Annotated in this window: 29 protein-coding genes and 1 tRNA gene; 14 read left to right on the top strand and 16 right to left on the bottom strand. The window is 69.0% G+C overall.

The annotated features are described in order from the left end of the window. The first annotated feature begins 17 nt into the window (after nucleotides 1-17). The 3 genes from BOX17_RS15475 to BOX17_RS15465 all read left to right on the top strand — a co-directional run bounded on the left by BOX17_RS15475 (nucleotide 18) and on the right by BOX17_RS15465 (nucleotide 2,145). Nucleotides 18-341, top strand: coding sequence for a DUF1244 domain-containing protein (locus BOX17_RS15475; RefSeq protein ID WP_071946115.1), 324 nt, complete (start codon nucleotides 18-20; stop codon nucleotides 339-341). Further along, nucleotides 338-859, top strand: coding sequence for a molybdenum cofactor biosynthesis protein B (gene moaB / locus BOX17_RS15470; protein WP_071946112.1), 522 nt, complete (start codon nucleotides 338-340; stop codon nucleotides 857-859). Before BOX17_RS15475 ends, moaB begins: the two co-directional genes overlap by 4 nt. A 77-nt stretch (nucleotides 860-936) precedes the next feature. After that, the gene (locus BOX17_RS15465; RefSeq protein ID WP_071946110.1) at nucleotides 937-2,145 is read left to right on the top strand and encodes a molybdopterin molybdotransferase MoeA; all 1,209 of its coding nucleotides are present in this window, start codon (nucleotides 937-939) and stop codon (nucleotides 2,143-2,145) included. Between the two features lie 18 nt (nucleotides 2,146-2,163). Here the strand turns inward: BOX17_RS15465 and BOX17_RS15460 are convergent, their stop codons facing one another. The 7 genes from BOX17_RS15460 to BOX17_RS15430 all read right to left on the bottom strand — a co-directional run bounded on the left by BOX17_RS15460 (nucleotide 2,164) and on the right by BOX17_RS15430 (nucleotide 5,493). Next, nucleotides 2,164-2,727, bottom strand: coding sequence for an acyl carrier protein phosphodiesterase (locus BOX17_RS15460; RefSeq protein ID WP_071946106.1), 564 nt, complete (start codon nucleotides 2,725-2,727; stop codon nucleotides 2,164-2,166). A gap of 10 nt (nucleotides 2,728-2,737) precedes the next feature. After that, complete coding sequence (locus BOX17_RS15455; protein ID WP_071946103.1) at nucleotides 2,738-3,091, bottom strand: TusE/DsrC/DsvC family sulfur relay protein; 354 nt, start codon at nucleotides 3,089-3,091, stop codon at nucleotides 2,738-2,740. Continuing rightward, nucleotides 3,091-3,381 carry a sulfurtransferase complex subunit TusB gene (tusB, locus tag BOX17_RS15450; RefSeq protein ID WP_083582191.1) on the bottom strand — a complete coding sequence of 97 codons (291 nt, stop codon included), beginning with the start codon at nucleotides 3,379-3,381 and terminating at the stop codon, nucleotides 3,091-3,093. The genes BOX17_RS15455 and tusB overlap by 1 nt, the downstream gene beginning before the upstream one ends. A 23-nt stretch (nucleotides 3,382-3,404) precedes the next feature. Next, on the bottom strand, nucleotides 3,405-3,785 hold the full coding sequence (tusC, locus tag BOX17_RS15445) for a sulfurtransferase complex subunit TusC (RefSeq protein WP_071946100.1): 381 nt from the start codon (nucleotides 3,783-3,785) through the stop codon (nucleotides 3,405-3,407). Between the two features lie 25 nt (nucleotides 3,786-3,810). After that, nucleotides 3,811-4,203, bottom strand: a complete 393-nt coding sequence (tusD, locus tag BOX17_RS15440; protein ID WP_071946097.1) for a sulfurtransferase complex subunit TusD — start codon at nucleotides 4,201-4,203, stop codon at nucleotides 3,811-3,813. Between the two features lie 69 nt (nucleotides 4,204-4,272). After that, nucleotides 4,273-4,944, bottom strand: a complete 672-nt coding sequence (locus BOX17_RS15435) for a Bax inhibitor-1/YccA family protein (RefSeq protein ID WP_071946094.1) — start codon at nucleotides 4,942-4,944, stop codon at nucleotides 4,273-4,275. 78 nt (nucleotides 4,945-5,022) lie between these two features. Beyond that, nucleotides 5,023-5,493: an NUDIX hydrolase gene (locus BOX17_RS15430; protein WP_071946091.1), complete on the bottom strand. Its 471-nt coding sequence runs from the start codon at nucleotides 5,491-5,493 to the stop codon at nucleotides 5,023-5,025. Nucleotides 5,494-5,615: 122 nt separating this feature from the next. Here BOX17_RS15430 and BOX17_RS15425 point away from each other — a divergent pair. Further along, nucleotides 5,616-5,705, top strand: a tRNA-Ser gene (locus BOX17_RS15425). A 318-nt stretch (nucleotides 5,706-6,023) separates the two neighbouring features. Then, a complete protein-coding gene (locus BOX17_RS15420) occupies nucleotides 6,024-6,530 on the top strand; it encodes a YaeQ family protein (protein WP_341853289.1) in 507 nt (168 codons plus the stop codon). Between the two features lie 30 nt (nucleotides 6,531-6,560). On the opposite strand, the gene BOX17_RS15415 is transcribed toward BOX17_RS15420, so the two are convergent. Continuing rightward, entirely contained in the window at nucleotides 6,561-8,267 is a 1,707-nt protein-coding gene (locus tag BOX17_RS15415) for a potassium/proton antiporter (RefSeq protein ID WP_071946085.1), read from the bottom strand. 161 nt (nucleotides 8,268-8,428) lie between these two features. On the opposite strand from BOX17_RS15415, the gene BOX17_RS15410 reads away from it, so the two are divergent. Continuing rightward, entirely contained in the window at nucleotides 8,429-9,628 is a 1,200-nt protein-coding gene (locus tag BOX17_RS15410; RefSeq protein ID WP_071946083.1) for an ABC transporter substrate-binding protein, read from the top strand. Nucleotides 9,629-9,648: 20 nt separating this feature from the next. Here BOX17_RS15410 and BOX17_RS15405 read toward each other — a convergent pair whose 3' ends face one another. The 3 genes from BOX17_RS15405 to BOX17_RS15395 all read right to left on the bottom strand — a co-directional run bounded on the left by BOX17_RS15405 (nucleotide 9,649) and on the right by BOX17_RS15395 (nucleotide 13,239). Beyond that, the gene (locus tag BOX17_RS15405; protein WP_071946080.1) at nucleotides 9,649-10,428 is read right to left on the bottom strand and encodes an alpha/beta fold hydrolase; all 780 of its coding nucleotides are present in this window, start codon (nucleotides 10,426-10,428) and stop codon (nucleotides 9,649-9,651) included. Nucleotides 10,429-10,453: 25 nt separating this feature from the next. Continuing rightward, the gene (locus BOX17_RS15400) at nucleotides 10,454-11,137 is read right to left on the bottom strand and encodes a 7-cyano-7-deazaguanine/7-aminomethyl-7-deazaguanine transporter (protein ID WP_071946077.1); all 684 of its coding nucleotides are present in this window, start codon (nucleotides 11,135-11,137) and stop codon (nucleotides 10,454-10,456) included. Between the two features lie 191 nt (nucleotides 11,138-11,328). Then, a complete protein-coding gene (locus tag BOX17_RS15395; protein WP_071946074.1) occupies nucleotides 11,329-13,239 on the bottom strand; it encodes a propionyl-CoA synthetase in 1,911 nt (636 codons plus the stop codon). 337 nt (nucleotides 13,240-13,576) lie between these two features. Here BOX17_RS15395 and BOX17_RS15390 point away from each other — a divergent pair, with 337 nt between their 5' ends. Further along, on the top strand, nucleotides 13,577-13,906 hold the full coding sequence (locus tag BOX17_RS15390; protein WP_071946071.1) for an ArsR/SmtB family transcription factor: 330 nt from the start codon (nucleotides 13,577-13,579) through the stop codon (nucleotides 13,904-13,906). A 6-nt stretch (nucleotides 13,907-13,912) separates the two neighbouring features. Here BOX17_RS15390 and sohB read toward each other — a convergent pair whose 3' ends face one another. After that, nucleotides 13,913-14,953: a protease SohB gene (gene sohB / locus BOX17_RS15385; protein WP_071946068.1), complete on the bottom strand. Its 1,041-nt coding sequence runs from the start codon at nucleotides 14,951-14,953 to the stop codon at nucleotides 13,913-13,915. Nucleotides 14,954-15,081: 128 nt separating this feature from the next. Between sohB and BOX17_RS15380 the strand changes: the two genes are divergently transcribed. Then, on the top strand, nucleotides 15,082-15,393 hold the full coding sequence (locus BOX17_RS15380; protein WP_071946065.1) for an SCP2 sterol-binding domain-containing protein: 312 nt from the start codon (nucleotides 15,082-15,084) through the stop codon (nucleotides 15,391-15,393). 15 nt (nucleotides 15,394-15,408) lie between these two features. Here the strand turns inward: BOX17_RS15380 and nudC are convergent, their stop codons facing one another. From nudC to BOX17_RS15360, 4 genes are read right to left on the bottom strand one after another with little or no spacing between them, the layout of a single operon-like run. Then, nucleotides 15,409-16,182, bottom strand: a complete 774-nt coding sequence (gene nudC, locus BOX17_RS15375) for an NAD(+) diphosphatase (RefSeq protein WP_071946063.1) — start codon at nucleotides 16,180-16,182, stop codon at nucleotides 15,409-15,411. Then, nucleotides 16,182-16,943: a DNA polymerase III subunit epsilon gene (dnaQ, locus tag BOX17_RS15370; RefSeq protein ID WP_071946060.1), complete on the bottom strand. Its 762-nt coding sequence runs from the start codon at nucleotides 16,941-16,943 to the stop codon at nucleotides 16,182-16,184. Before dnaQ ends, nudC begins: the two co-directional genes overlap by 1 nt. Nucleotides 16,944-16,995: 52 nt before the next feature. Then, nucleotides 16,996-17,451: a ribonuclease HI gene (gene rnhA, locus BOX17_RS15365; RefSeq protein WP_071946058.1), complete on the bottom strand. Its 456-nt coding sequence runs from the start codon at nucleotides 17,449-17,451 to the stop codon at nucleotides 16,996-16,998. Then, nucleotides 17,448-18,218, bottom strand: a complete 771-nt coding sequence (locus tag BOX17_RS15360; protein ID WP_071946056.1) for a methyltransferase domain-containing protein — start codon at nucleotides 18,216-18,218, stop codon at nucleotides 17,448-17,450. The genes rnhA and BOX17_RS15360 overlap by 4 nt, the downstream gene beginning before the upstream one ends. A gap of 94 nt (nucleotides 18,219-18,312) precedes the next feature. Here BOX17_RS15360 and gloB point away from each other — a divergent pair, with 94 nt between their 5' ends. From gloB to BOX17_RS15330, 6 genes are all read left to right on the top strand, one after another. Next, the gene (gene gloB / locus BOX17_RS15355) at nucleotides 18,313-19,080 is read left to right on the top strand and encodes a hydroxyacylglutathione hydrolase (protein ID WP_071946053.1); all 768 of its coding nucleotides are present in this window, start codon (nucleotides 18,313-18,315) and stop codon (nucleotides 19,078-19,080) included. 73 nt (nucleotides 19,081-19,153) lie between these two features. Beyond that, nucleotides 19,154-20,335: a transglycosylase SLT domain-containing protein gene (locus BOX17_RS15350; protein WP_071946051.1), complete on the top strand. Its 1,182-nt coding sequence runs from the start codon at nucleotides 19,154-19,156 to the stop codon at nucleotides 20,333-20,335. A 43-nt stretch (nucleotides 20,336-20,378) separates the two neighbouring features. Beyond that, a complete protein-coding gene (locus BOX17_RS15345) occupies nucleotides 20,379-22,208 on the top strand; it encodes an extracellular solute-binding protein (RefSeq protein ID WP_071946048.1) in 1,830 nt (609 codons plus the stop codon). A 50-nt stretch (nucleotides 22,209-22,258) separates the two neighbouring features. Next, nucleotides 22,259-23,332, top strand: coding sequence for a microcin C ABC transporter permease YejB (locus BOX17_RS15340; RefSeq protein WP_071946045.1), 1,074 nt, complete (start codon nucleotides 22,259-22,261; stop codon nucleotides 23,330-23,332). 3 nt (nucleotides 23,333-23,335) lie between these two features. Next, nucleotides 23,336-24,409 carry an ABC transporter permease gene (locus BOX17_RS15335; RefSeq protein ID WP_071946042.1) on the top strand — a complete coding sequence of 358 codons (1,074 nt, stop codon included), beginning with the start codon at nucleotides 23,336-23,338 and terminating at the stop codon, nucleotides 24,407-24,409. Continuing rightward, complete coding sequence (locus BOX17_RS15330; protein ID WP_071946040.1) at nucleotides 24,402-25,988, top strand: ABC transporter ATP-binding protein; 1,587 nt, start codon at nucleotides 24,402-24,404, stop codon at nucleotides 25,986-25,988. Before BOX17_RS15335 ends, BOX17_RS15330 begins: the two co-directional genes overlap by 8 nt. Nucleotides 25,989-26,075: the final 87 nt, after the last annotated feature.

Genomic DNA, 26,075 nt, shown 5'->3' with positions numbered 1-26,075 from the left:
GTCAACGGAGAGCCCCGATGCAACATCTCGACGACGCCACACGCACCGAACTCGAGGCGGCCGCGTTTCGCCGCCTGCTGCGCCACCTTGACGAGCACAAGGAGGTCCAGAACATCGACCTGATGATCCTGGCTGACTTCTGCCGCAACTGCCTCTCCAAGTGGCTGGTGGCCGCCGCGGACGAGCGGGGAGTCGACTTCGACTACGACAGCGCCCGGGAGCATGTCTACGGCATGCCCTACCCGGAGTGGAAGGCGAAGTACCAGCAGGAGGCGACCCCCGAGCAGCTCGCGGCCTTCGAGGCACGCCAGGCCGCCAAGAAGGAGCGCCAGGACGGATGAGCGAGTCAATGATTCCCCTCTCGGTGGCGGTGTTGACCATCTCCGACACGCGTAACGAACAGACCGATCGCAGCGGTCAGGCCCTGGTCGAGCGCCTGACCGCCGCCGGCCATCGTCTGCACGAGAAGCGCATCGTGCCCGATGACGTCTATCGCATCCGCGCCGTGGTGGCCGGCTGGATCGCCGACGACGAGGTCCAGGTGATCCTGACCACCGGCGGCACCGGCTTCACCGGACGGGATTCCACGCCGGAGGCGATATCGGTGCTTCTCGACAAGGAGATCGAGGGCTTCGGCGAGCTGTTCCGCCACCTCTCCTGGCAGGAGATCGGCAGCTCCACCGTGCAGAGCCGCTGCCTGGGCGGGCTGGCCAACGCCACCGTGGTGTTCTGCCTGCCCGGCTCCACCGGTGCCTGTCGGACCGGTTGGGACGGCATCCTGGCGGAGCAGCTCGACAGCCGTCACAAGCCCTGTAACTTCGCCAACCTCGTCATTCCCGAACGGGGGCAACATGGATGACATGGCCAGCCAGGACCACAAGCCCTGTAGCCTGTCATACGTTCGGGCGAACCTAGTCATTCCCGAGCGGGGGCAGCATGAGTGAGCTGAAACCCGTCGAGGCGGCCCTCGCCGCGCTGCTCGAGGACGTCGGCTGCACGCCCGCCGAGACCGTCCCCTGCGCGGCGGCGGCGGGACGCGTGCTCGCCGAGGCCATCGAGGCGCGGATCGATGTCCCCGCCTTCGACAACAGCGCCATGGACGGCTATGCCCTCCACCACCGCGACGCGGGCCGTCGACTGCCCGTCTCCCAGCGCATCGCCGCCGGGTCACCGGCGACGCCGCTGGCTCCCGGGACCTGTGCACGCATCTTCACGGGCGGGGAACTGCCGCCGGGCGCCGATTGCGTGGTGATGCAGGAACGCGTGACGCTCGAGGACGATGGGGCACTCATGCCGGCGGAGGTGCCGGCGGGCGACAACGTCCGCCGACGCGGCCGCGACGTCACGGCGGGCGATATCCTGCTGCCCGCCGGGGAGCGCCTGGAGGCCGCGGCCCTGGGCCACCTGGCCGGCCAGGGCATCACCGAGGTGCCGGTGCGCCGTCGGCCACGGGTGGCCCTGCTCTCCACCGGCGACGAAATCATCGATCCGGGCCAGCCCCTGGCCAGCGGCCAGATCTACAACTCCAACCGGGCGATGCTCCGGCGCCTGCTGGAGCGGTTCGGCGCGGAGCTGGTGCGGGTCGACTCGGTGCCGGACGACGCCGCGGGGACCCGGGACACCCTGGCGTCGGCCGCACTGGAGGCCGACCTGGTGATCAGTACCGGGGGCGTGAGCGTCGGCGAGGAGGACCACGTCAAGGCGGCGCTCGAATCACTGGGTCAGCTGGACCTGTGGCGCCTGGCGATCCGCCCCGGCAAGCCGCTGGCCCTGGGCCGCCTCCCGGGCCGCGAGGGGCAAGGCGTCCGCTTCGTGGGCCTGCCCGGCAATCCCGTCTCCTGCTTCGTCGGAGCCTGGCTGTTCCTGCGCCCGCTGCTGGGCGCCTTCCAGGGCTGCCCTGCCCTGGCGAGCCTGCCGTGCCTGTCGGCCCGCGCCACCTTCGCGACCCATACCGGCCCCCGCCGCCACTACATGCGCGTCGCCCTGACGTTCGGCGAGGACGGCATCGAGGCCCGGGCCTTCCGGGACCAGAACTCGGGCGTGCTGTCCTCCTGCATCAGCGCCGATGCCCTGGCGGTGATCCCCGCCGAGACCCGTGTCGAGCCGGGCGATCGCATCGACTGCCTTTGGTTGAGGGTCGATTGAACGACCCCTGAGGGGGCGTCAGAGGGGCACGCCCAGCGCGTCATTGACGGCCGGCCATAGCCGGTCGAAGTCTCGTGCGAGGCGGTCGTAGTCCTCCTGAAGCCAGGGCACCAGCTCTCCGAGGCGGTTCGGGCCGGAGAGGCGGCGGCCGATGCCCTCGATGGCACGACAGGTGAAGCCGAAATCGGCATAGCCGTTGAGCCAGTCCTGCTCTACCAGCGCGGGCACCATGCCGGCCAGCCGGCCCGGCGCGGGAGCGGCCCGCAGGACCCGATAGCAGCGCTCGACCAGCCACCCCCGGTCGTCGTGGGCCAGCTGCCGGGCCGCGAAGTGGTCCCAGACCAGGTCCAGGGCGATACCGGCGAAGCGCCGCTGCGGCCAGGGCGCACGAGCCAGGACCTCGGCGACCACCGGATGGCCGTCGACGAAGGCGTCCACCCGGCGGTGGTGGCGGATGCCGGCCGCCGCCTCAGGCGACCAGGCCGACAGGTCGACGCCCTTGACGCCGTCGGCGATCAGGTTGCCGTAGAGGAAGCCGTCGCCGCCGCCGCGGGCGAGCCAGCCATGGGCGAGGAAGTTCACGGTGGATTGGTCACAGACAGTGGGTCGGCTTGGGCAATCCCGCCAGGCGGGCCGCCACCTTGGCCGGGCTGCCGGGGAAGAGTCGCATCAGGTGGATCGAACGCCCCTTGTCGCCGCCCAGGGCCTTTCCCACCGCCTTGACCAGGGGGCGCATGGCGGGCGCCATCTCGTAGCGGAGGTAGAAGTCGCGCAGCACGCCGAGGATCTCCCAGTGCTCCTCGGTGAGCGTGATGCCCTCCTCGCGGGCCAGGGCCTCGGCCACCTCGGGCGACCACTCCGTCATGTCGACGAGATAGCCTTCCGGATCCAGGGCATATTCGTGTGAATCCACCAGTAGATAACGGTATATTTCTGTCGAGGCCATCAGTACCAGCTCACCGTCCGCTCGGCTTCCTCGGTCAGGGTCACGAACCCGTCCACGTCGATCACCTGCACGCTCTCCGCGCAGCGGCCCAGCAGCCCGCGCGCCTCCAGGTCTTCCTTGAGCGCGTACAGGCGACCCTCCAGGCCCTCGTAATAGCGCACCAGTTGGGGCAGCGCCCCCTGGACACCGTCCTCGATCAGCAGCAGGCGGTCCTCCGGTGCCATGCCGGACAGGGCCTGCTGATAGACCCGGCTGGTCGCCGGGGAACGGTTCACCACATGCAACAGCATCCACGCTCTCCTTGCGGCTCGGGCTAGAAGGTCAACACCAGGCGGTGAGCGGACAGCACGCCGGACAGGGCCCCTGTCGAGACGACCTCGACCTCGAGCATCAGGTCGTCGGCCGCGAGGCCCAGGGGCGAGAGCGCCTGCTCCTCCACCAGCAGGGTCTCGATATCATACATCTCCAGCATCTCCAGCGTCGCGGCGGTCCCCTTCTGCCCCAGCGGACCCGGCTGCTGCCCCGGCACCAGCGCGGCAGCGCCTTCCCCCATGAACAGCAGGGAGACACTCTGCCCGAAGGCCGCGGCCACCAGGGCGGCGTCCAGCCCTTCCCTCAGCCAGCTGCTGCCATGGGGGCCATGGCGGAGGATGACCAGCAGGTCGCGGGGACTGTTCTCGTCGTGGTCGTGCATCGTCGCTCCGTCGCGTGCCGGTGGTTCAGGGGCCAAAGGTCACCAGGCGGTCGCAGCGCGATCCCAGGTCGATCAGCTGGCCCAGGCCTGTCAGCTCGAAGGGTGCCTCCAGGCTGCTGCCCTCCTTGCCGTGCCTGGCCGCCTCCCGCTCGTCGAGCAGCCCTCGGCGCAGGGCCGCGGCAATGCAGACCTGCAGCGCCACCCCGTGCTCACGGGAAAGGTCGGCCCAGGCATCCACCAGATGCGGTTCGTCCTGGGGGGGGGCCGCCAGGCGGGCGGCGTTCTGGACCCCATCATGATAGAAGAATATCGCCTCGAGCCGGTGACCGCGTGCCACCAGGGCGTGGGCGAAGCGCAGGGCCGAGTGGCTCGCCTGCTGGCTGTAGGGAGCGCCCATCAGCAGGATGGCATAGCGCATGAAGGTCCTCCTGAAACAGCCTGGCCCCGCCGGAAGGCGGGGCCAGGAGTTCCTGCAACAGCGTTGGGGTCAGTCCTGGCTCATGATGCCCAGTATGGACAGCAGGCTGATGAACAGGTTGTAGATCGACACGTAGAGGGTGATGGTGGCGAGGATGTAGTTGGTCTCGCCGCTCCGGTGAACGATCTCGCTGGTCTGGTAGAGGATGGCCGCGGAGGAGAACAGCACGAAGCCGGCGGACACCATCAGCGACAGCGCGGGAATCTGCAGGAAGATGCCCGCCACCATGGCCAGGATCAGCACGATGGCACCGGCCATCAGGAAGTTGGCCAGGAAGCTGAAGTCCTTGCGGGTGATCAGCGCGACCGCCGACAGGCCGACGAAGGTCATGCCGGTCATGCCCAGGGCAGTCATGATCAACTGGGCACCGTTGGGCAGGGTCAGGTAGGCACTCAGGATCGGCCCGAGGGTGAACCCCATGAACCCGGTGAAGGCGAAGGTGGCGAGCAGCCCCATGGCCGAGTTGGCGGTCTTGTGCACCAGGAACATCAAGCCGTAGGCACCGATGAAGAACACCAGGATGTTCATGCGCTCGATACCCATGGCCACCGCGGCCCCCGCCGTGACGGCGGAAAACAGCAGAGTCATCGCCAGCAGGCCATAGGTGTTACGCAGGACCTTGCTGGTACCGACGGCCTGAGTCTGCTGCCGTGTCGTCGTCTGCGTCTCTTGATAAGCCATTGATCGGTAGCTCCCTGTGTGGTTGACCTAGCTCTAGACCTAGGATGCCCACAGAATGTTCCCGACGCAAGCGACTGGCTAGTCTGGCTTCAACGCGCTTTCTGCGGACATCGCCTCCTCCAGCACGCGCCGCGCCACCCGGGCCGCGGAGTCGCAGACCTCGCCGTCCTCCTGCTCCAGGGCCTCCAGGTCCATCCAGCGAAGCTCGGTGGCATCGTCGGCGGCCGCCTCCACGCCCCCCTGCCACTCCAGCTGAAGCACCACGATGACGAAGTGCATCGCCAGCGCACCATCGTCGTCGTGATCGAACACGTCGATGGCGGTCAGGACACGCCTCGGCGCGGCCAGCACCCCGGTCTCCTCCAGCAGCTCCCTCGCCGCGGCCTGCTGGAGGCTCTCCCCCGCCTCCACCTTGCCGCCGGGCAAGGCCATCTTGCCCGCATTGGGCGGATTGCGCCGCCTCACCATAAGGATACGGTCACCCTTGACCACCGCTGCCGAAACCGCGGGGATCGGGCGAACGCCGGCGCCTACCGGGATGTCGGGCATGAGTCTCTCCTGCAGTCGCGATGCCCCATTGTGCCTCACACCGCGGGACGAGGGCTAACATCTTGATCCCTAGGGGCTCTTGACCGGCCGGCGAAAACTGGTAATATGCCCATCCGTAAGCCGGAGGGATGGCAGAGCGGTTGAATGCACCGGTCTTGAAAACCGGCGAAGGTGAGAGCCTTCCCAGGGTTCGAATCCCTGTCCCTCCGCCACCTGCTTCACGATCAAGGCGCCTTCGGGCGCCTTTTTCGTTTGCCCATCCAGCAGACGACGGTCCAAGAGGTCCTGCTGTCACTGCCGAGCATCGGCGGCTGCCTGGGCTGAGCGAGCTTTGGCGCGGGCGGAAAACATGAGACCCTCCCCCCCGAAGCGCCCCTCTCCGATCGGCACAGGAGACGCCCGATCCGGGCCCAAGGGTTCCACCTCCGCGGCCATCCTTGCCGAGGCAGCGCCCACTCCCCCCCCTACACGCAGGCTCGCCGATGGCACTGAAGTCAACGATTCACAGGGTCCAGCTACAGGTCGCCGACATGGACCGACACTACTACGCGGAGCACGCCCTCACCGTGGCGCAACACCCGTCGGAAACCGACGAGCGCATGATGGTGCGACTGCTGGCCTTCGCGCTGAACGCCGACGACGCCCTGGCCTTCGGACGCGGCGTCAGCACCGAGGACGAGCCCGACCTCTGGATCAAGGACCTCACCGGCGCCATCGACCTGTGGATCCAGCTCGGGCAACCCGACGAGAAGAGCCTCCGGCGCGCCTGCGGCCGGGCACGACACGTCATCCTCTATCTCTACAGCGGGCATGGCGCCAGGATCTGGTGGGACGCGCTGGCCGGCAGGCTCGCCGCCCTCGACAACCTCACTGTGGTCGATGTCGCCCCGGCGACGGTGCAGTCACTGGCCGGACTGGCAGCGAAGAACATGACCCTGAACGCCACCCTCCAGGACGGCATGGTGTGGATCGCCGACGGCGACCAGGCCGTCGAGGTGGCGCTTGAGGTGCTCAAGGCGGCCACCCGGCCGGCGTGAGCCCCGGCCCCCGGACAGGGCTGCATCGCCTCAGTAGAGCCGCAGCCCCACCCGGGTGACGCGATTGCCGTCCATCGCGCTGACCACCCAGTGGATGCCGTGCCAATCCACGTCGTCGCCCACCACCGGGTGCCCGCCGACCCGCAGCGAGACGAACTCGGCCAGCGTCATGTCCTCCTCGCCGGGGCTCAGGGTAAGGCCGTAGGCGTCGGCGACGTCGCGCATGCGCGCCTCCCCGTCGAAGGTGAAGGTCCCGAAGAAGGCGCGCTCGCGCCTGAGCTTGGCTTCCCCGTTGAACAGCCGGTTCAGCGCCGGCAGGTCGTCGGTGCGGCCGATCACGCAGATCACGTCACCCAGCCGCAGCCGGGTGCTGCCCTTGGGATGCAGCATGGCATGCTCGCGGAAGAGCGCCGAGATCAGGGCCCCGGAGGGAAAGCGCAGCAGCCGGATCGGCACGTCCTCGAGGTCGGCGTTCTCCACCTCGTAGACGAACATCTCGTAGTCGTTCTCCGGCAGGATGCCCAGCGGCCCGCGGTGGTTCGGGGTGACGCTGGGGGGCAGCTCGACCCTCATGCGGCGCGCCATCCACGGCAGCGAGCCGCCCTGGATCAGCAGGGACAACAGCACCACCGCGAAGGCGACGTTGAAGTAGAGCGAGGCGTTCTCCACCCCGCCGATCACCGGGAAGATCGCCAGCACGATGGGAACCGCCCCGCGCAGGCCCACCCAGGCGATGAAGCCGATCTCCCGCCAGCGGAACTTGAAGAAGGGCTTGACGGCGACCAGCACCGCCAGCGGCCGGGCGACGAAGATCAGCGCCAGGGCCACCAGCAGCGCCGGCAGCGCATAGTCCAGCATCTCGCTGGGCGTGACCAGCAGGCCCAGCACCAGGAAGAGGCCGATCTGGGAGAGCCACGCCAGGCCGTCATGCACCGGCAGGATGAAGGCGAGGTGGCGGCCGGGGCGGTTGCCGATCATCAGGCCGGCCAGGTAGATCGCCAGGAAGCCGCTGCCGCCCAGTGCACTGGTCAGGCCGAAGACGCAGAAGCCCAGGCCCAGGGCCAGCAGCGAATAGAGGCCCGGCGCCAGGTCCACCCAGCTCAGCAGCCGGGCACTCAGCCAGCCGACGCCCACCCCGATGACGATCCCCAGGCCGAACTGCTGCACGAGGAACAGCAGGGTCTCGGCCACCCCGCCGATGTCACCGACCAGCACCTCCACCAGCATCAGGGTCAGGAAGATCGCCATGGGATCGTTGGTGCCCGACTCGATCTCCAGGGTCGCCCCGACCCGCTCGTTGAGGTTGACGCCCCGCCCGCTGAGCATGGAGAACACCGCGGCGGCATCGGTGGAGCCCACGATGGCGCCGACCAGCAGCCCCTGCACCAGACCCAGGTCGAAGACCCACATCGCGAACAGGCCCACCAGGCCGCTGGTGATGAAGACCCCCAGGGTGGCAAGGGAGAGCGCCGGCCGGAAGCCGACGCGGAAGGTCTTGAGGCGGGTGCGCAGGCCGCCGTCGAGCAGGATCATGGCCAGCGCCAGGTGGCCGATCAGGAAGGCCAGCGAATAGTCGTCGAACTGGATGCCGAGCAGCCCCTCCTCCCCGGCCAGCATGCCCAGGCCCAGGAAGATCAGCAGCAGGGGCACCCCGGCCATCGAGGAGAGCCGGCTGGCGAGGATGCTCAGGGCCAGCAGGAAGCCGCTGAGCAGGAAGAGGCTGTTGATCGAATCCATGGCGTCCTGCCCTGGCTGCGAGAGCGGCCAGTATCGCATGCCACGCCGGTGACGGCGATTTCCGTTGGCGGCGGCGACTGGCCGTGACGGACCGGCAGCGGTTAAGCTTGCGCGGCACCACTGGAAGGCCGGATACCGCTCATGGCAGGAGTCCTGATTCTATGATCCCCCCCGTTCGTCGTCGGCCACACCGCTGGATCGCCCTGCTGGCGACGACCTGCCTGCTGTCGAACGGGCTGGCCGCGGATGAGGCCTCACCCCCGGACCCCGTCGCTCAGGAGGGCTTCCCGCCGCTCGGCACCGAGGTGATGGTGCTGGACCTCGATGCCCTGGCCGAGGAGGCGGCCCGGGAGGCGATCCGCCAGCGCTACCGGGCGGCCCCGAGCGGTCCCACGGTCGACACGCCCTCGCGTCCCAGCGTGCCGGCCATTGCCCTGCGCCCGGCCGAGCCCATCGAGCCGCCCCCGGTCACGACCCTCAAGGTGATGCTGGACTGGTATCCCAGCCCCCGACATGCCGCGTTCTACGTGGCCCAGGAGCGCGGCCTGTTCGCCAGCCGCGGACTGGAGGTGACCCTCTCGACGCCCGCCGATCCGGATGTTCCCGTCAAGCTGCTGGCCGCGTCGCGGATCGACCTGGCCCTGGCGCGCCAGCCCCTGCTGCATCTCGAGGTGGATCGCGGCCTGCCCGTGGTCCGTGTCGCCACCCTGGTGGCCATGCCGCTGAGCGCCCTGGTGGTGCCGGAGGAGAGCGACATCACGGCGCCAGGCGACCTGGCCGGCACGCGCATCGGCCATGCCGACGCCGATAGCCGGGACGTGCTGCTGGCGGCCCTGCTGCACGACGCCAGCATTCGCGACGACGAGATCGAGACCGAGGAATTGCACTTCCGGCTCGGCGAGTCACTTCGCGAGGAGCGGGTGGATGGCGTGATCGGCGCGATCCGCCACCTGCTGCCCCGCGAGCTGGCCGACGAGGGCCTGGCGACACGGGTGCTGCGCACCGAGGAACTGGGCATCCCGCTGCACGACGGCCTGGTGCTGCTGGCCAATCGCGATCACCTGGGGCCGCAGCGCGACGCCATCCGCCGCCTGGTGTCGGCCCTGGAGGAAGCCACGGTGTGGATCGCCAACCACCCCGACGAGGCGTGGAGCCTGATCGCGACCGCGGAGCCGGGCATCGACACCCCGGTCAATCGCGAGGCCTGGGGACAGGTCCGCTCACGCCTGAGCCTGAGCCCCGCGGCCCTGGACCAGGGCCGCTACCGCCGCTTCGAGCACTACCTGTTCGAGGCCGGCCTGATCGAGGAACGCCATCCGGTGTCCCGCCTGGCCATCGACCCCGGGGCACCATCCCGCTAGAAGGCCCGCTGGCCGCTCCGCTAGCCCTCCACGGCCTCCAGGAAGCCGTTGACCGCCGCCTGGAAGGCCGCGGGCTGCTCGGCATGCAGCCAGTGGCCGGCCTCCAGCGTCTGGATCTCCGCCTGGGGCAGCACCTCGCGGAGTGCCGGCAGCATCTCGTCGGTCACGTAGCGCGACTGCGCGCCGCGCAGCACCAGGGTCGGCCCATCAAAGGCGCCCTCTCCCGCCGGCTCCCCCATGATGGTCTCGTAGTCGCCCTGGATCTCGTCGAGGCCGATGCGCAGCCTCAGGATGCCAGAGTCATCGCGCTCGAGGTTGGTGGCCAGGAACAGGCGAACCGCGGACTCCTCGACATGCTCGGCGAGCAGCGCATCGGCCTCGCGACGGTTGGTCGGCTCGCCCGCCTCGACACGGCGCAGGGCCGCGAAGACGCTGTCGTGATCGTGGCCGTAGGCCACCGGGGCGATGTCGGCGACGATCAGCGAGGCCACCCGCGCGGGGGCGAGCCTGGCCAGGCTGATCACCACCTTGCCGCCCATGGAGTGCCCCAGCAGGTGGGCCCGAGAGACGTCGAGCCTATCCAGCAGGGCCAGCAGGTCCTCGGCCATGGGCTCGTACCCCATCCCCGCCACATGCGGTGAGCGCCCGTGGTTGCGCAGGTCGACGGCGATAACACGGCGCCGACGCTGCCACTGCTTGGCATGGGAGCGCCAGTTGTCGGCACTGCCCAGCAGGCCGTGGACAACCACCAGCGGCGTGCCGTCGCCGCCGGTATCGGTGAAATTGAGATCGATGGGCATGGAAGCCTCCTAGGCTGCAGGGGATTCAGGAAGACGCGCGCGCCTCGTGGGGCATGAGGTCATCGCTGCCCGTCACCGCCACCAGGCGACGGCTGAGCCAGGCCAACAGCACGCCGTAGAGCGGCAGGAAGAACGCCAGGCTGATGCCGAGCTTGATCACGTAGTCGACCCAGGCGATCTCCGGCCAGTGGGTGGCCATGAAGGGGTCCGGGCTGCGATGGAAGGCGATGGAGAAGAAGGCGAAGGTATCGGCGAGGTTGCCGAGCACCGTGGAGACCGCCGGCGCCACCCACCAGGCCCTGAGGGCACGCAGCCGATCGAAGACCTGGACATCCAGCAGCTGGCCCAGCACGTAGGCCATGAAGCTCGCCAGAGCGATGCGGGCGACGAACAGGTTCCACTCGCCCAGCGCCTCGAGGCCGGCGAAGCCTCCGCGCGGGAAGACCACGGAGACGACATAGGAGATCACCAGCGCGGGCAGCATCACGCGCAGGATGATGGCCCGGGCCGTCTCCTTGCCGAACAGGCGGACCGTGAGGTCGGTGGCCAGGAAGATGAAGGGAAAGCTGAACGCGCCCCAGGTGGTATGGAAGCCCAGCAGGGTGAACGGCAGCTGCACCAGGTAGTTGCTGGCGGCGATGACCAGGATATGGAAGGTGACCAGCAGCGCCAGGCAGCGGCGGGTCTGGGCGTCGGACAGCACGAACATCACGGCATCCTTTTTTGCGGAGGGGTGAGGGAACCCTCGTGGAACGGCACTCGCCCGGGGCGAGTAGGGCCGAGCATTATACGACCTGCCCGGCGCACTGGCCATGGACGCGCCCTTCCCACATGGCAACGAGCCCACATGACAACGCCGCCCACGAGGGGCGGCGTCGAGAGGCGGTATCACGAGGCGTGTCAGACCTGGCGGGCCTCGTGGGCGGCGCCGACCTGGCGCTCCATCATCGCCTCGTGGACGTCCTGCAGGCTCGCCGGGTCGTCGATGGTCGAGGGCACGCCGAACTCCTGACCGTCCGCGATGTTGCGCAGCAGCTTGCGCAGGATCTTCCCGGAGCGAGTCTTCGGCAGGCGATCGACCACCAGGACCTGCTTGAAGCAGGCGATGGGGCCGATCTTCTCGCGCACCAGGGCGATGAGCTCGTTCTCCAGCGCCACCTCGTCGCCCTCGAAGCCGTCCTTGGGAATCACCAGGCCCACCGGCAGCTGCCCCTTGAGGGCATCGTGGATACCGATCACCGCGCATTCGGCCACGGCTGGATGGGCCCCCACGACCTCCTCCATCTCGCCGGTGGAGAGGCGATGACCGGCGATGTTGATGACGTCATCGGTGCGCCCCATGATGAAGAGGTAGCCGTCCTCATCGAAGTAGCCACCGTCACCGGTGAGGTAGTAGCCGGGGAAGGCCGCCATGTAGGCGCTGTGGAAGCGACGCGGGTCGCGCCAGACCCCGGCCAGGCAGCCGGGCGGCAGGGGCTGCTTGATCACCACGCTGCCCTGCTCCATGGGGCCCGACGGCTCGCCCTGACGGTCGAGGATCTGCACGTCGAAGCCGGGGACCGGCACCGTCGCGCTGCCGGCCTTGGTGGGCATCGGCTCCAGGCCGTGCATGTTGGCGGCGATGGGCCAGCCGGTCTCGGTCTGCCACCAGTGATCGATCACCGGCACCTGCATCAGGTCGTCGAGCCAGTGGAAGGTCGGCGGGTCGAGCCGCTCGCCGGCCAGGAACAGGGCCTTGAGGCAGGAGATGTCGTACTGGCCCATCAGCGTGGCGTCCGGATCCTCCTTCTTCATGGCGCGGAAGGCGGTGGGGGCGGTGAAGAAGCTCTTGACCCGATACTCGCTGATCAGCCGCCAGAAGGCCCCTGCATCCGGGGTCTTCACCGGCTTGCCCTCGTAGACCACGGTGGTGCAGCCGCGCAGCAGCGGCGCATAGACGATGTAGGAGTGGCCAACCACCCAGCCCACGTCGGAGGCGGAGAAGAAGACGTCGCCGGGAGCCACGTCGTAGATGGTCTCCATGGAGTAGGCCAGCGCCACGGCATAGCCGCCGGTGTCGCGCACCACGCCCTTGGGCTTACCGGTGGTCCCGGAGGTATAGAGGATGTAGAGCGGGTCGCTGCCCTTGACCGGCACGCAGTCGGCGGGTGCGGCCTTCTCGACCAGGGCGGTCCAGTCATGGTCGATCGCGCCCAGCTCGGCGGCGTGCTGCTCGCGCTGCAGGACCACGCAGGCCTCGGGCTTGTAGCTGCTCTGCTCGATGGCCGCGTCGATGATCGGCTTGTAGGGGATGACCCGGTCACCCTCGACGCCGCAGGAGGCGGCCACCACGACCTTCGGCTCGGCGTCCTCGATGCGCACCGCCAGCTCGTGGGGCGCGAATCCGCCGAACACCACCGAGTGGATGGCGCCGAGGCGGGCGCAGGCGTACATGGCGACCAGCGCCTCGGGCACCATGGGCATGTAGATCACCACCCGATCGCCCTTCTCCACCCCCAGGTCCTTCAGGGCACCGGCGAAGCGGGCCACCTGGTCGCGCATCTCGGCGAAGGTGAGGGTCCGCTTGCCGCCGGTGACCGGCGAATCCCAGTAGATGGCCGGCTGGCCGCCGCGCCCCTGCTCGACATGATGGTCCAGGGCCGCATGGCAGATGTTGAGCTCGCCATCCACGTACCAGCGGGCATGGCCCGCCTCGTCGTACTCGAGGATGGTGGAGGGTGGGGTGAACCAGGGAATGCGCTTGGCCTGATCGGCCCAGAAGGCCTCGGGTTGATCGATGGAGCGCCGGAACTCGTCTTGGTACATGCTCATCTGCATCCTGTCAGCAATCGGGAATAGGGGTGTTGATTGTTGACACTCTAGAGCAATATCTTCCGCCAAACCTCATACCATCGGCTAATCTTCGACAAAAGGACGAGAGACCACCCCGTCATTGTCAACAACACACGCCTTCCCCTGCCGATCGTGGCGGCCGAGGGTCGCCGTTGATCCGGCGACGGCCTCCAGGCTGGGCTATTATTGCGAATAAGCTGAATCAGAAGGTCGACGAGCAGGCCGACGCCCCCCGCTGAGGCGGGGGTCACGGGGATGCATTCAAGCGCGCAGGCGGCCGGCCGTGTGCCGGGACCTGCCAGGCGGGGGACAGATCATGGGCACGACCAGAGGGGCGGCAGCACGTCTCCTTGAGGGCGGAGAGGCGGTCATCGACGAGGCCAGCGCGCTGCTCAAGGCGATGGCCAATGACAATCGGTTGCGGATTCTCTGCCTGCTGGACGGCACCGAGCTGTCGGTGACCGAGCTCAACCAGCGACTCGTGCTCAGCCAGTCGGCGCTCTCGCAGCACCTCGCGATCCTGCGCCGAGAGAATCTCGTCACCACCCGACGCGAATCCCAGACCATCTACTACTCGCTGCAGGGAGAGCGCGCCAGGACGCTCATCGAGGCACTCGGCCGCCTCGAGCTCGGCGGCCGGCCGTGACCGCCGTCAGCGTTTCTGCCAGCGGCCGGCGTCGAGCATCTCCAGACCGCGCTCGACGCTTCGCTCCACGCCTCGTGACACCGCCACGCCGAGGCGATCCCCGAGCTTCTGCTTCTGCTCCAGCTTCAGGCTGATCACCCGGGCCTCTGGCATGCGCTGTGCCAGATAGGCCTCGCTGGTCCCCAGCGCATCGACGAGGCCCCGCTCCAGGGCATCGCTGCCGTACCAGATCTCGCCGGTGGCCACCGACTCGATGTCCAGGTCCGGGCGCCGCTCGGCCACATGGCGCTTGAACAGCTGATGGGTGGTCTCGAGATCCTCGATGAACTTGTCGCGCCCCTCCTCCGTGTTCTCGCCGAAGACGGTGAGGGTGCGCTTGTAGCGCCCTGCCGTCAGCAGTTCCACGTCGATGTCGTGACGCTTGAGCAGGCGATGGAGGTTGGGCAGCTGGGCGACGACCCCGATGGAACCGATCACCGCGAAGGGCGCGGCGCGCAGGTGATCGGCGCTGCAGGCCATCAGGTACCCGCCGCTGGCCGCCACCTTGTCCACGCAGACCGTGGTGGTGAGCCCCGCCTGGCGCAGGCGATCCAGCTCGGCGGCCGCCAGTCCGTAGCCGTGCACCAGGCCGCCGGCCGACTCCAGTCGCAGCACCACCTCGTCGTTCTCGCCGGCCACCTCGAGCACCGCCGAGACCTCCTCGGCCAGCCGGCCGGTGGCACTGGCCTTGAGGTCACCGTGGAAGTCGAGCACCCAGACCGTCGGTCGCGACTCGCCCTTGCCCTTGCGGCCGTCGCGGTCACGCGCCTTGTCATCCCGGCGGAAGGCCTTGATCAGGCCCTTGCGGGCGCCCGGATGACTGGCCGCCAGTTCCATCCGCCGGCGGCGCTGGCGACGGGTCTGGTTGAGCTCCTCGAGACGCAGCCGGGAGCGCTCCCCCGTCTCGCCCTTGAGCTTCACGATCACCGCCACCGCCACGCCGACCACCAGCACCAGGGTCAACAGCTGCGCCAGGAACATGCCGAAATCCGTCAGCCACTCGTTCACCGTCCTCTCCTCATCGACTGGACCTGCTGCCATCCTGCCCGGCGCCATCACCCCGGCACAAGGCCGCTTGATTCAAACAGTTGTTTCAAATAGGCTTGCCGACTGCACCCCACCCACGAGGATTCCCGATGTCCGACGCCACCCTCGACAAGCTCAAGCGCCGCTTCGACGCCGACGCCGCCAGCGGCATGCGCGAAGTCTTCCAGTTCCACTTCAGCGATGCCGGCGATCACTACCTGGTGGTGGACGACGGCAACCTGGAGGTCCACGAGGGGGAGCACGACGACCCCTCGGTCAGCCTGAGCATGAGCAGCGAGACCCTCAGGGGCGTGATGAGCGGCGAGATCAACGGCATGAACGCCTTCATGACGGGCAAGCTGAAGGCCACCGGCAACGTCATGCTGGCGACGAAACTGAGCAGCCTCTTCCCCGGGAGCTGACCCGGTCACCCGAGGCTAGCCGCGCCCCCCGACCTCATTGAGGTGGGTCTCGATCAGCGCCCGCGAGATGGAATAGAGCGGCGGCAGCTGGGGCAGGCGTCGCGGATTGAACCAGGCGGCATCGGCGATCTCGACCCCGTCGATGCGGATGCGCCGGCTGGCGGCCTCGGCGAAGAAGCCCAGCATCAGCGAGTGGGGAAAGGGCCAGGGCTGGCTCCTGAAGTAGCTGACCCGCCCCACGCTGAGTCCCACCTCCTCGAAGACCTCGCGACGCACCGCCTCCTCGGCCGCCTCGCCGGGCTCGATGAAGCCGGCGAGGGTCGAGTAGCGACCCGGGGGAAAGCGCGGGCTGCGCGCCAGCAGCAGCGACTCGCCATGGGTCACCAGGGTGATGATGCAGGGCGAGATGCGCGGGTAGTTGCGATGGCCGCACTGCCCGCACTGCATGGCGAACTCGGCGTCCAGACGCTCGGCCGGGGCCCCGCAGCGGCCGCAGAAGCGATGGTTGTCGAGCCATGCCGCCACCTGCAGCGCCGTGGCCACCAGCGCGAACCAGGACTCCGGCAGGCGAGCCAGCCACTGGCGGGCGTCCGGCCAGTCATCGCCCGGCTGCTCCTCCAGCGACAGCGCCACCGGTTCCTCCTGCCACCAGCACAGCGGCTGCAGGCCGTCGTGCCAGGGCTGGAAGGCCTGCAGGGGCCCGTCGTCGCTGCCGGGCGCGATGCGCCCCCGGGCCAGGCGGATCACCCGCCCGGCCGCCTCCTGGCTGGGCAGTTCCCGACGCAGCATCAGGCACCGTCCCCGGCGCCGGGCACTCCGGCATGGGCATCCCAGCGACACTCGCCGGCGGCCTCGCGAATGCGGTCCAGCTTGGCCTGGTGGGCCGCGAGCTCCGCCGGGTCGGGACGCACCACCCGCAGCCTCCCGGGGTCGAGGGACAGGCGCCGGATGGACAGCCCCTGCTGATCGCCGGACTGCCCCTCCGACGCCGCCGAGGCATCCAGGGACAGCGCGGTCTGCCCGCCGGTCATCGCCAGGTAGACGTCGGCGAGGATCTCGGCGTCAAGCAGGGCGCCGTGCAGGACCCGGTGGCCGTTCTCGATGTCATAGCGCTTGCACAGCGCGTCCAGGCTGTTGCGCTGGCCGGGGTGCATGTCGCGAGCCAACTTCAGGGTGTCGAGGATCCGGCAGTGCTCGGCGACCGGACCGAGTCGCGGCTCGCCGCGCCGGGCATTGAGCAGGCCGAACTCGTGATCCATGAAGCCCACGTCGAAGGGCGCGTTGTGGATCACCAGCTCGGCGCCCTCGATGAAGGCCCAGAAGGCGTCGGCGACCTCGGCGAACACCGGCTCGTCGGCGACCCGCTCGTTGGTGATGCCGTGCACGCCGATGGCCTCGGCCTCGATGTCCCGCTCGGGATTGATGTACTGGTGGTAGGTGTTGCCGGTGAGGCGGCGGTTGACCATCTCCACCGCCCCGATCTCGATCAGGCGATGGCCGTCACGGGGGTCGATGCCGGTGGTCTCGGTATCCAGGATGATCTGACGCATGGGGTCTCTCGTCGGCTCGCAGGGAAAATCTCGTAGGGAAAGGGGTCAGGCCTCAGGCGCGGGCCCGGTGCTCGTCGATGGCCTCGTTGGCCAGGGCGTCGGCACGCTCGTTGCCGGGGTGCCCGCTATGGCCCTTGACCCAGTGCCACGCGATCTCGTGGCGGTGTGTCTCCTCGAGGAGCTCGCGCCACAGCTCGGCGTTTCTCACCGGCTGGCGCGAGGCGGTCTTCCAGTCGCGCTTGATCCAGTTATGGATCCACTCGGTGATCCCCTTGCGCAGGTACTCGGAGTCGGTCCACAGCGCCACCCGGCAGGGTCGCTTGAGCTCGCGCAGCGCCATGATCGCCGCCATCAGCTCCATGCGATTGTTGGTGGTCACCGCCTCGAAGCCCTTGAGGGCCTTCTCGTGTCGGCCACTGACCAGCAGCACGCCCCATCCCCCGGGGCCGGGATTGCCACGGCAGGCCCCATCGGTATAGATCGTCACGGCCTGGCGTGTGTCCGTCACCGTGGCGACTCCTCTTCGCGAAGCGACCCGACCCGGGTGGCGCTGCCCAGCGTCGGCCCGACCAGGGGGCTCGCCAGGTCGAGTCGCGGGCGCTGCGGCTGGGCCAGCTGGGTCCGGCGTCGGGCATGGATCATGTAGCTGTCGCCGAGCGGCAGGTTGTGGCGCCGGCCGAGGGTCTCGAGCATGGTGTTGCGCGGCAGGCTGCCGGGCAGGTGGAAACCGCAGTAGTCTACCCGGTCGATCTCGAAGTCGACAAACGCCAGCCAGTCCCCCAGGCGCCCGGGGGTGCGCCAGTGCCCCCGCCAGGGCATGAGGCGTCGCCGGCCCGGCCAGGCGCGGGACAGCCCACCGGCGCTCAGCGGGTACCAGCCGAAGATGATCAGGCGCCCGTCGTCGGCGGTGACGCGGGCCGCCTCCTGCAGCATGTGATGGGGGTCGGGCACCACCTCCAGCAGGTGGTGGACCACCACCAGGCTCAGGCAGTCGTCGGGCAGCGGCAGGGCATCCGGCGGGCACACCAGGGTCGACTCATGGGCGGCCATCTCGCGGGTCGGCGACCAGCCCAGGGCATGGCGGATCGGACAGATCTCGCTCAACATGGGCGCCATGGCGAGCTCCAGGCTGTGTCCGCCGAAGAGGCGTTCGCAGACCGGGCCCAGGCAGGCGCGCTCGGCCCGCCAGAGGGCCTGGCCCGCCGGGGAGGACCAGTAGCGGCGGCCGTCCCGGACCAGCCGGGCCAGTCCATGGAGATCCCGCGAATTTGACATAGCGTCCGTTTCCCTCCACAGTGCCGGGTTTTGCAAGCAAATCGCCACGAATCGCGGCAGCGTCCGTAATCGCCTCCGTCAAGGACCCTGAGCAATGTTGAGCGTGACACCGATCCCCGCCTTTAGCGACAACTATATCTGGCTGCTGCGCCAGGATACGAGCCAGGAAGTCTGCGTGGTCGATCCCGGCGATGCAACGCCGGTGATCGAGTGGCTGGAGCGCGAGGGGCTCTCGCTGGGCTGCGTGCTGATCACCCATCATCACCACGATCACACCGGCGGCCTGCGGGAACTGAACAAGCGCTATTCCCCCCGCGTGATCGGCCCGGACAACCCCGACATCGAGGGGATCGACGAGCGGGTTTCTGACGGAGACGAGGTGCGGGTGATGGGCCGGCTGTTCGAGGTGTTCAACCTGCCCGGCCACACCCTGGATCACATCGGCTTCTTCACGGCGGGGATCCCGCCGCTGCTGTTCTGTGGAGACGTGCTCTTCAGTGGCGGCTGCGGCCGACTCTTCGAGGGCAGCCCGGAACAGATGCACGCCTCGCTGTCTCGTCTCGAGGCCCTGCCGGAGGAGACCCTGGTGTTCGCCGCCCATGAATACACCATGGCCAACCTGGCCTTCGCCCGCGCCGCCGACCCCGACAACGGCGATGTCGTGAAGGCCGAGGAGGAGTGCCGGCGGGCCCGCGAGCTCGACCGCCCCACCCTACCCAGCACCCTGGGCCGCGAGCGCCGGATCAACCCGTTCCTGCGCTGCGATTCGGCTGGCGTGCGCCAGGCCGCTGCCGCCCATGGCGACACCGACAGCAGCCTGGCCACCTTCACCACGCTTCGCGCGTGGAAGGATGACTTCTGAACACATCGATGACAGACGACACACGGCCTGACCGTTCCGGCAGGCCGCGGAATGACCTGGAGATCACCTCTCGATGACCTACTACACCACACGTCGACGGATCCTGGGCTTCACCAGCTGTCTCGCCCTGACGGGTTCGCTGATGGCCGCCGGCAGCAGCCAGGCCGCCACGAACCCCCAGGGCGCCTTCAAGGAAGATTCGGCCAGCCAGACGGCCCGCCACGCCGCGTTGCCCACGAACCTGCACTTCTGGGATGCCCTGGCCCTGGAGCCCCAGGATGCCTGGTCGCGCCTCACCGAGGCCTTCCAGTGGCAAGAGGATGCGGACCATCCTCGTGTCCAGCACTGGATCGACCACTATCGCCAGAGCCCGCACAACATCGTCGAGATCACCGAGCGCGCCCGGCCCTGGCTCGCCTGGATCACCGAGCGCGTGAAGGAACGGGGGCTGCCCGGCGAGATCGCCCTGATCCCCTTCATCGAGAGCTCCTTCGATCCCACGGCCCGCAGCCATCGCGGGGCCTCCGGCCTCTGGCAGTTCATGCCCGGCACCGGCAACGCCCTCGGGTTGCGCCGCGGCGGCGGCTACGACGGGCGCCTGGACGTGGCCCGCTCCACCCATGCCGCCCTGGACTACATCGAGATGCAGGCCGAGCAGTGGTACGAGGGGGACATCGAGCTCTCCCTGGCGGCCTACAACGCCGGCGCCGGCAACGTGAACCGGGCGCGCAGCGCCGCCTTCGCCCGGGGCGAGGCCGGCACCTACTGGGACCTCCACCTGCCGCGGGAGACCATGGCCTACGTCCCCAAGCTGATCGCGATCTCGGCGATCATCGCCGACCCGCAGCGCTACGACGTCGCGCTGCCGGAGATCAAGGCCCGGCCGGCCGTCGCCGAGGTCCCGGTGACCCGGCCGCTGGATCTCGGCGAGGCGGCCCGCCTGGCGGGCGTCTCGCGGGCGGCCCTCGAGGACCTCAACCCCGGCCTGCTCGGCAACCGTGCCGATCCCCGTCACGTCAAGCGCCTGCTGGTGCCGGCCGAGAGCGCCTCCCGCATGGTGGCTCGCCTGCGCAGCGACACCCCCGGGCGCCAGAGCGCCGGCGACGACGAGGTCTACGTGGTGCGCCGGGGCGACAGCCTGTCGGCGATCGCCTCGCGCCATTCCGTGGCCATGTCCGACCTGGCCCGCTGGAACGGCATCGAGCAGCCCGACACTTTACAACCGGGGCAACAGCTGACACTTTCCGGTAGTTGATGTCCGGGGCCGCGGCCCCGCCCTGCTACAAGGATGCTGATCGATGCGACATGCTGCCCCTGGCCTGGGCCTGCTGCTGGGCGCACTGCTCGGGGGACCGGCCCTGGCGGCCGACCCCGCCGACGTGCCTACCGTGCATGGCCTGGCGCTCTACGGCGACCCGGCCCTGCCCGCGGACTTCACGCACCTGCCCCATGCCGACCCCGATGCCCCAGTGGGGGGAAGCCTGGTCCGCTCGGCCATCGGCAGCTTCGACTCGACGAATCCCTTCATCATCCGCGGCACCCCGGCCACCGGGCTGACCGAGATCTACGACACCCTGCTGACCCAGAACCCCGACGAGCCCTTCTCGATGTACGGGCTGCTCGCCGAGGGCGTGCGCCTGGACCCCGACCGCCAGTGGATCGAGTTCGACCTCAACCCGGAGGCGCGCTTCCATGACGGGGAGCCGGTCACCGCCGAGGACGTGATCTTCAGCTTCGAGACCCTGACCGAACAGGGCCAGCCGTTCTACGCCGCCTACTATGCCGACGTGGTGGACATCCGGGCCGTGGACGAGGACACCGTGCACGTCGACCTGGCCGACAGCGAGTCCCGGGAGCTGCCGCTGATCCTCGGCCAGCTGCCGATCCTGCCGGCCCACTACTGGGAGGGCCGGGACTTCGAGGCGACCACCCGCGACGCCCTGCTCGGCTCCGGCCCCTACCGCATCGCCACGGTGGACCCGGGAAGGCGCATCGCCTACGAGCGCGTGGCGGACTACTGGGGCAAGGATCTCCCGGTGAACCGCGGCCGGCACAACATCGAGCGGCTGGTCTACGACTACTACCGCGACCAGACCGTCGCCCTGGAGGCCTTCAAGGCCGGCAACCTCGACATGCGCATCGAGAGCAGCGCCCGCAACTGGGCCACCGCCTACGATTTCCCGGCCCTCGACGCGGGCTTCGTCCGTCGCCTCGAGGTCCCGGACGGCCAGCCCGCCGGCATGCAGGCCTACGTGATGAACCTGCGCCGCGAGAAGTTCCAGGACGTGCGGGTCCGCGAGGCCCTGAACCTGGCGTTCGACTTCGAGTGGCTCAACCGCAACCTCTTCTACGGCGCCTATGAGCGCACGCGGAGCTACTTCGCCAACTCCGAGATGGCCGCCGAAGGGATGCCCAGCGAGGCCGAACTCGCGCTGCTCGAGCCCTATCGGCAGTCCCTGCCCGAGGAGGTCTTCGCCTCCCCCCTGCCGATCGAGCATCCCGACGAGCTGCGCCCGCGGCTGGCCAGGGCGCTGGAGCTGCTCAAGGCGGCGGGATACGGGGTGCGCGACGGCGTGATGACCCATCTCGACAACGGGGCGCCCCTGCGCCTGGAGGTGCTGCTCTTCGACACCCAGTTCGAGCGGGTCGTGCAGCCGCTGCTGCAGAACCTGGCGAAGATCGGCGTCCAGGGCGACATCCGCATCGTCGACGTCAACCAGTACCTCAACCGGCTGCGCAGCTTCGACTTCGACATGATCGTCGGCAGCTTCCCCCAGTCGGCGAACCCCGGCAACGAGCAGCGCGACTTCTGGACCAGCGAGTACGCCGATGTCCCACAGAGCCGCAACCTGATCGGGCTCAGCGAGCCGGTGATCGACGACCTGGTCGAGGACCTGATCGCCGCCGACTCCCGGGAGGCGCTGGACACGGCGGCCCGTGCACTGGACCGGGTGCTGCGCTGGGGCTTCTACGTGATTCCCCAGTGGCACCTGGGGCATACGCGGATCGCCCTGTGGGACAAGTTCGGCTGGCAAGAGCCCTTCCCCGAGTACAATCTCGACCTGCACGCCTGGTGGGTGGACCCCGCGCGTGACGACGAGATCGAGACCCGCCAGCGCAATCGCTGAGGGCACTGTCACCCGGATTGAAGGCCCTGATCATCTAGTAAGGACACGCCGTGGCCGCCTACGTTCTGCGCCGCCTGCTGCTCATGATCCCCACCCTGCTCGGGATCATGCTGCTCAACTTCATCATCGTCCAGGCCGCCCCGGGCGGCCCCATCGACCAGGTACTAGCCCGCTTCCAGGGGCTCTCCAGCGAGGCCAGCACCCGCATGGAGGGCGGGGGCGGTGACGTCGCGGCGAGCGGCGAGTCCCGCGGGGCCCGCGGCATTCCCCCGGCCTTCATCGAGAAGCTCGAGAAGCAGTTCGGCTTTGACCAGCCGCCCCACGAGCGCTTCCTCGGCATGATCGCCGACTACGCCACCTTCGACTTCGGCGAGAGCTTCTTCCGCGACGAGAAGGTTACGACCCTGATGCTGGAGCGGCTGCCCGTGTCGATCTCGCTGGGCCTCTGGACCACCCTGGTGGTCTACCTGGTCTCGATCCCGCTGGGGATACGCAAGGCCCTGCGACACGGCTCCAGGTTCGACGTCTGGAGCTCGGGCCTGGTGATCGTCGGCTACGCCATCCCCGGCTTCCTGTTCGCGATCCTGCTCATCGTGCTCTTCGCCGGCGGCAGCTACTGGGACGTGTTCCCGCTGCGTGGCCTCACCTCGGCGGACTTCGATGAGCTCTCCGCCTGGGGCAAGGTCAAGGACTACCTCTGGCACATCACCCTGCCGGTGGCCGCCTCGGCGATCGGCAGCTTCGCGACCCTGACCATGCTGACCAAGAACAGCTTCCTCGACGAGGTGCACAAGCAGTATGTGCTGACCGCCCGCGCCAAGGGCGCGAGCGACCGGCGCGTGCTCTACGGCCACGTGTTCCGCAACGCCATGCTGATCATCATCGCGGGCCTGCCTGCCGCGCTGGTGGGGATCTTCTTCACCGGCTCGCTGCTCATCGAGGTGATCTTCTCCCTCAACGGCCTGGGCCTGCTGGGGTTCGAGGCGGTGATGCAGCGCGACTACCCGGTGATCTTCGGCACCCTCTACCTCTACACCCTGATCGGCCTGATCCTGAAGCTGGTCTCGGACCTGACCTATGTGTGGGTCGACCCGCGCATCGACTTCGAGACACGGGAGTCCTGAGCCATGAACGCCCCCCGCCACTCTCGCCTCTCGCCGATCACAAGGCGCCGCCTGGCGGTGTTCCGTGACAACCGCCGGGCACGGCTCTCGCTGTTCCTGTTCGCCTTCCTGTTCCTGATCAGCCTGGTCGCCGAGCTGATCGCCAACGACCGGCCGATCGTCATGCAGTACCAGGGGCAGTGGTACGTGCCGGTGCTGGTGGACTACCCCGACACCGAGTTCGGCGGCTTCCTGCCGAGTCCTGCCGACTATCGCGACCCCTTCATCCGCGACGAGATAGCCGCCAACGGCTGGATGCTCTGGCCCCCGATCCCCTTCTCCTACGAGACCCTGGACATGGCGCTGGACCATCCTGCCCCCTCGCCGCCGACCGCCCGCCACTGGCTGGGCACCGACGACCAGGGCCGCGACGTGATGGCGCGAGTCATCTACGGCTTCCGGCTCTCGGTGATCTTCGCCCTGGTGCTGACGGCGGGGTCACTGGTGCTCGGGGTGCTGGCCGGCAGCCTGCAGGGCTACTTCGGCGGCAAGGTGGACCTCATCGGCCAGCGCTTCACCGAGATCTGGTCGGGGCTGCCGATGCTGTTCCTGCTGATCATCCTGGCGAGCCTCGTGGAACCCAACCTCTGGTGGCTGCTGGGCATCATGCTGCTGTTCTCCTGGCTGGGCCTGGTCGACGTGGTGCGCGCCGAGTTCCTGCGCGCCCGCAACCTCGAGTACGTGCGCGCCGCCCGCGCCATGGGCCTGCCCTCGCGCCTGATCATGTGGCGCCACGTGCTGCCCAACGCCATGGTCGCGACCCTCACCTTCATCCCCTTCCTGTTCACCGGGGCGATCACCACCCTGACCGCCCTGGACTTCCTGGGCTTCGGCCTGCCACCGGGCTCCCCTTCTCTCGGCGAGCTGGTCGCCCAGGGCAAGAACAACCTGCAGGCGCCCTGGCTCGGCATCACCGCCTTCGTGACCCTCTCCGTGATGCTCTCGCTGCTTGTGTTCATCGGCGAGGGGCTGCGCGACGCCTTCGACCCCCGCCACATCCAGCATGCCGCCACCCCGAGGACACCCCGCGATGCCTGAGCCCCTGCTGCGACTCGACGACCTGACCATCGCCTTCGACGACGTCACCGTGGTCGACCGGCTGTCGATCACGGTGAATCGCGGCGAGACCCTGGCCCTGGTGGGCGAGTCCGGTTCCGGCAAGTCGGTCTCGGCGCTCGGCGCCATGAGCCTGCTGCCCCCCAACGCCCGGATCGAGGGCCGTCGCCGGCTGGGCGACACCGACCTCGCCGGCCTCTCGGAGAGGGGCTGGCGAGGCCTGCGGGGCAGCCGGGTAGGCTTCGTCTTCCAGGAGCCCATGACCTCGCTGAACCCGCTGCACCCGATCGGCAAGCAGATCGCCGAGACCCTGCGCCTTCACCAGGGGCTCACCGGCAAGGCCGCCCGCCATCGGACCCGGGAGCTGCTGGAGCAAGTCAGGCTGCCTCGCGCCGAGGAGCTGCTGGACGCCTGGCCGCACCAGATCTCCGGCGGCCAGCGCCAGCGCGTGATGATCGCCATGGCCATCGCCAACGAGCCGGAACTGCTGATCGCCGACGAGCCCACCACCGCGCTGGACGTGACCGTGCAGCAGGAGATCCTTGCCCTGCTGGCCGAACTGCGCGACGCCCACGGCATGGGCATGCTCTTCATCACCCACGACCTCAACCTGGTGCGTCGCCACGCCGACCGGATCTGCGTGATGCACCATGGCCAGGTGCAGGAGACCGGCGCGGTGGACGAGGTCTTCACCCGCCCGCGAAGCCCCTACACCCGGCTGCTGATGGATGCAGAGCCGAGCGGGCGGCCGGCGGCCGTCGAGAACCGGGCGCCGCTGCTCCAGGCCCGTGGCGTCGGGGTCAGCTTCCAGCGTCCGAAGCGCCTTTTCTCGCGGCGACCGCCCCCCTTCGAGGCCGTCAAGCCGCTGGACCTGACGGTGGCACTCGGCGAGACCCTGGGCATCGTCGGCGAGTCCGGCTCCGGCAAGACCACCCTGGCCCTGGCGCTGCTGCGCCTGGGCCAGGGCCGCGGCGAGATCGACTTCGACGGGGCGCGACTCGACCGCCTGACCGGCAACGACCTACGCCGTCAGCGGCGAAGCCTGCAGGTGGTCTTCCAGGACCCCTACGGCTCGCTCTCCCCCCGCCTGCCGGTCTTCGATATCGTCAGCGAGGGGCTGCGCTTCCACCAGCCGGAGCTCCCCCTGGCGGAGGTCGAGCGCCGGGTGCGTGACACCCTGCGCGAGGTCGGCCTGCCCGAGGCGTGTGCCTCCCGCTATCCCCACGAGTTCTCCGGCGGCCAGCGCCAGCGCATCGCCGTGGCGCGCGCGATCATCCTCGAGCCGCGCCTGGTGGTGCTCGACGAGCCCACCTCGGCGCTGGACCGCAGCGTGCAGAAGCAGCTCGTCGAGCTGCTGCGCGACCTCCAGGCCCGGCGTCGGCTGAGCTACCTGTTCATCAGCCACGACCTGGCGGTGGTGCGCGCCATGGCGCATCGCATCCTGGTACTCAAGGACGGCGAGGTGATGGAACAGGGCGACTGCCGGCAGGTGCTCGAGCACCCCACCAGCGACTATACCCGGGCCCTGGTGGCGGCCGCCGGCCTCGCGCCGGCGGACTGATCCTCGCCCTCGCGGACGGCCGCCGTCTCGGGCCGGCATGCCCCTTACGCGGGCCCGTAAGGCCGCCCCATCCTGATGACCAAGTCA

It is taken from the genome of Halomonas aestuarii (assembly GCF_001886615.1).
Classification (GTDB): domain Bacteria; phylum Pseudomonadota; class Gammaproteobacteria; order Pseudomonadales; family Halomonadaceae; genus Halomonas; species Halomonas aestuarii.
Note: the sequence above shows the minus strand (reverse complement) of the source record. Positions and strands in the feature narration are given on the sequence as shown.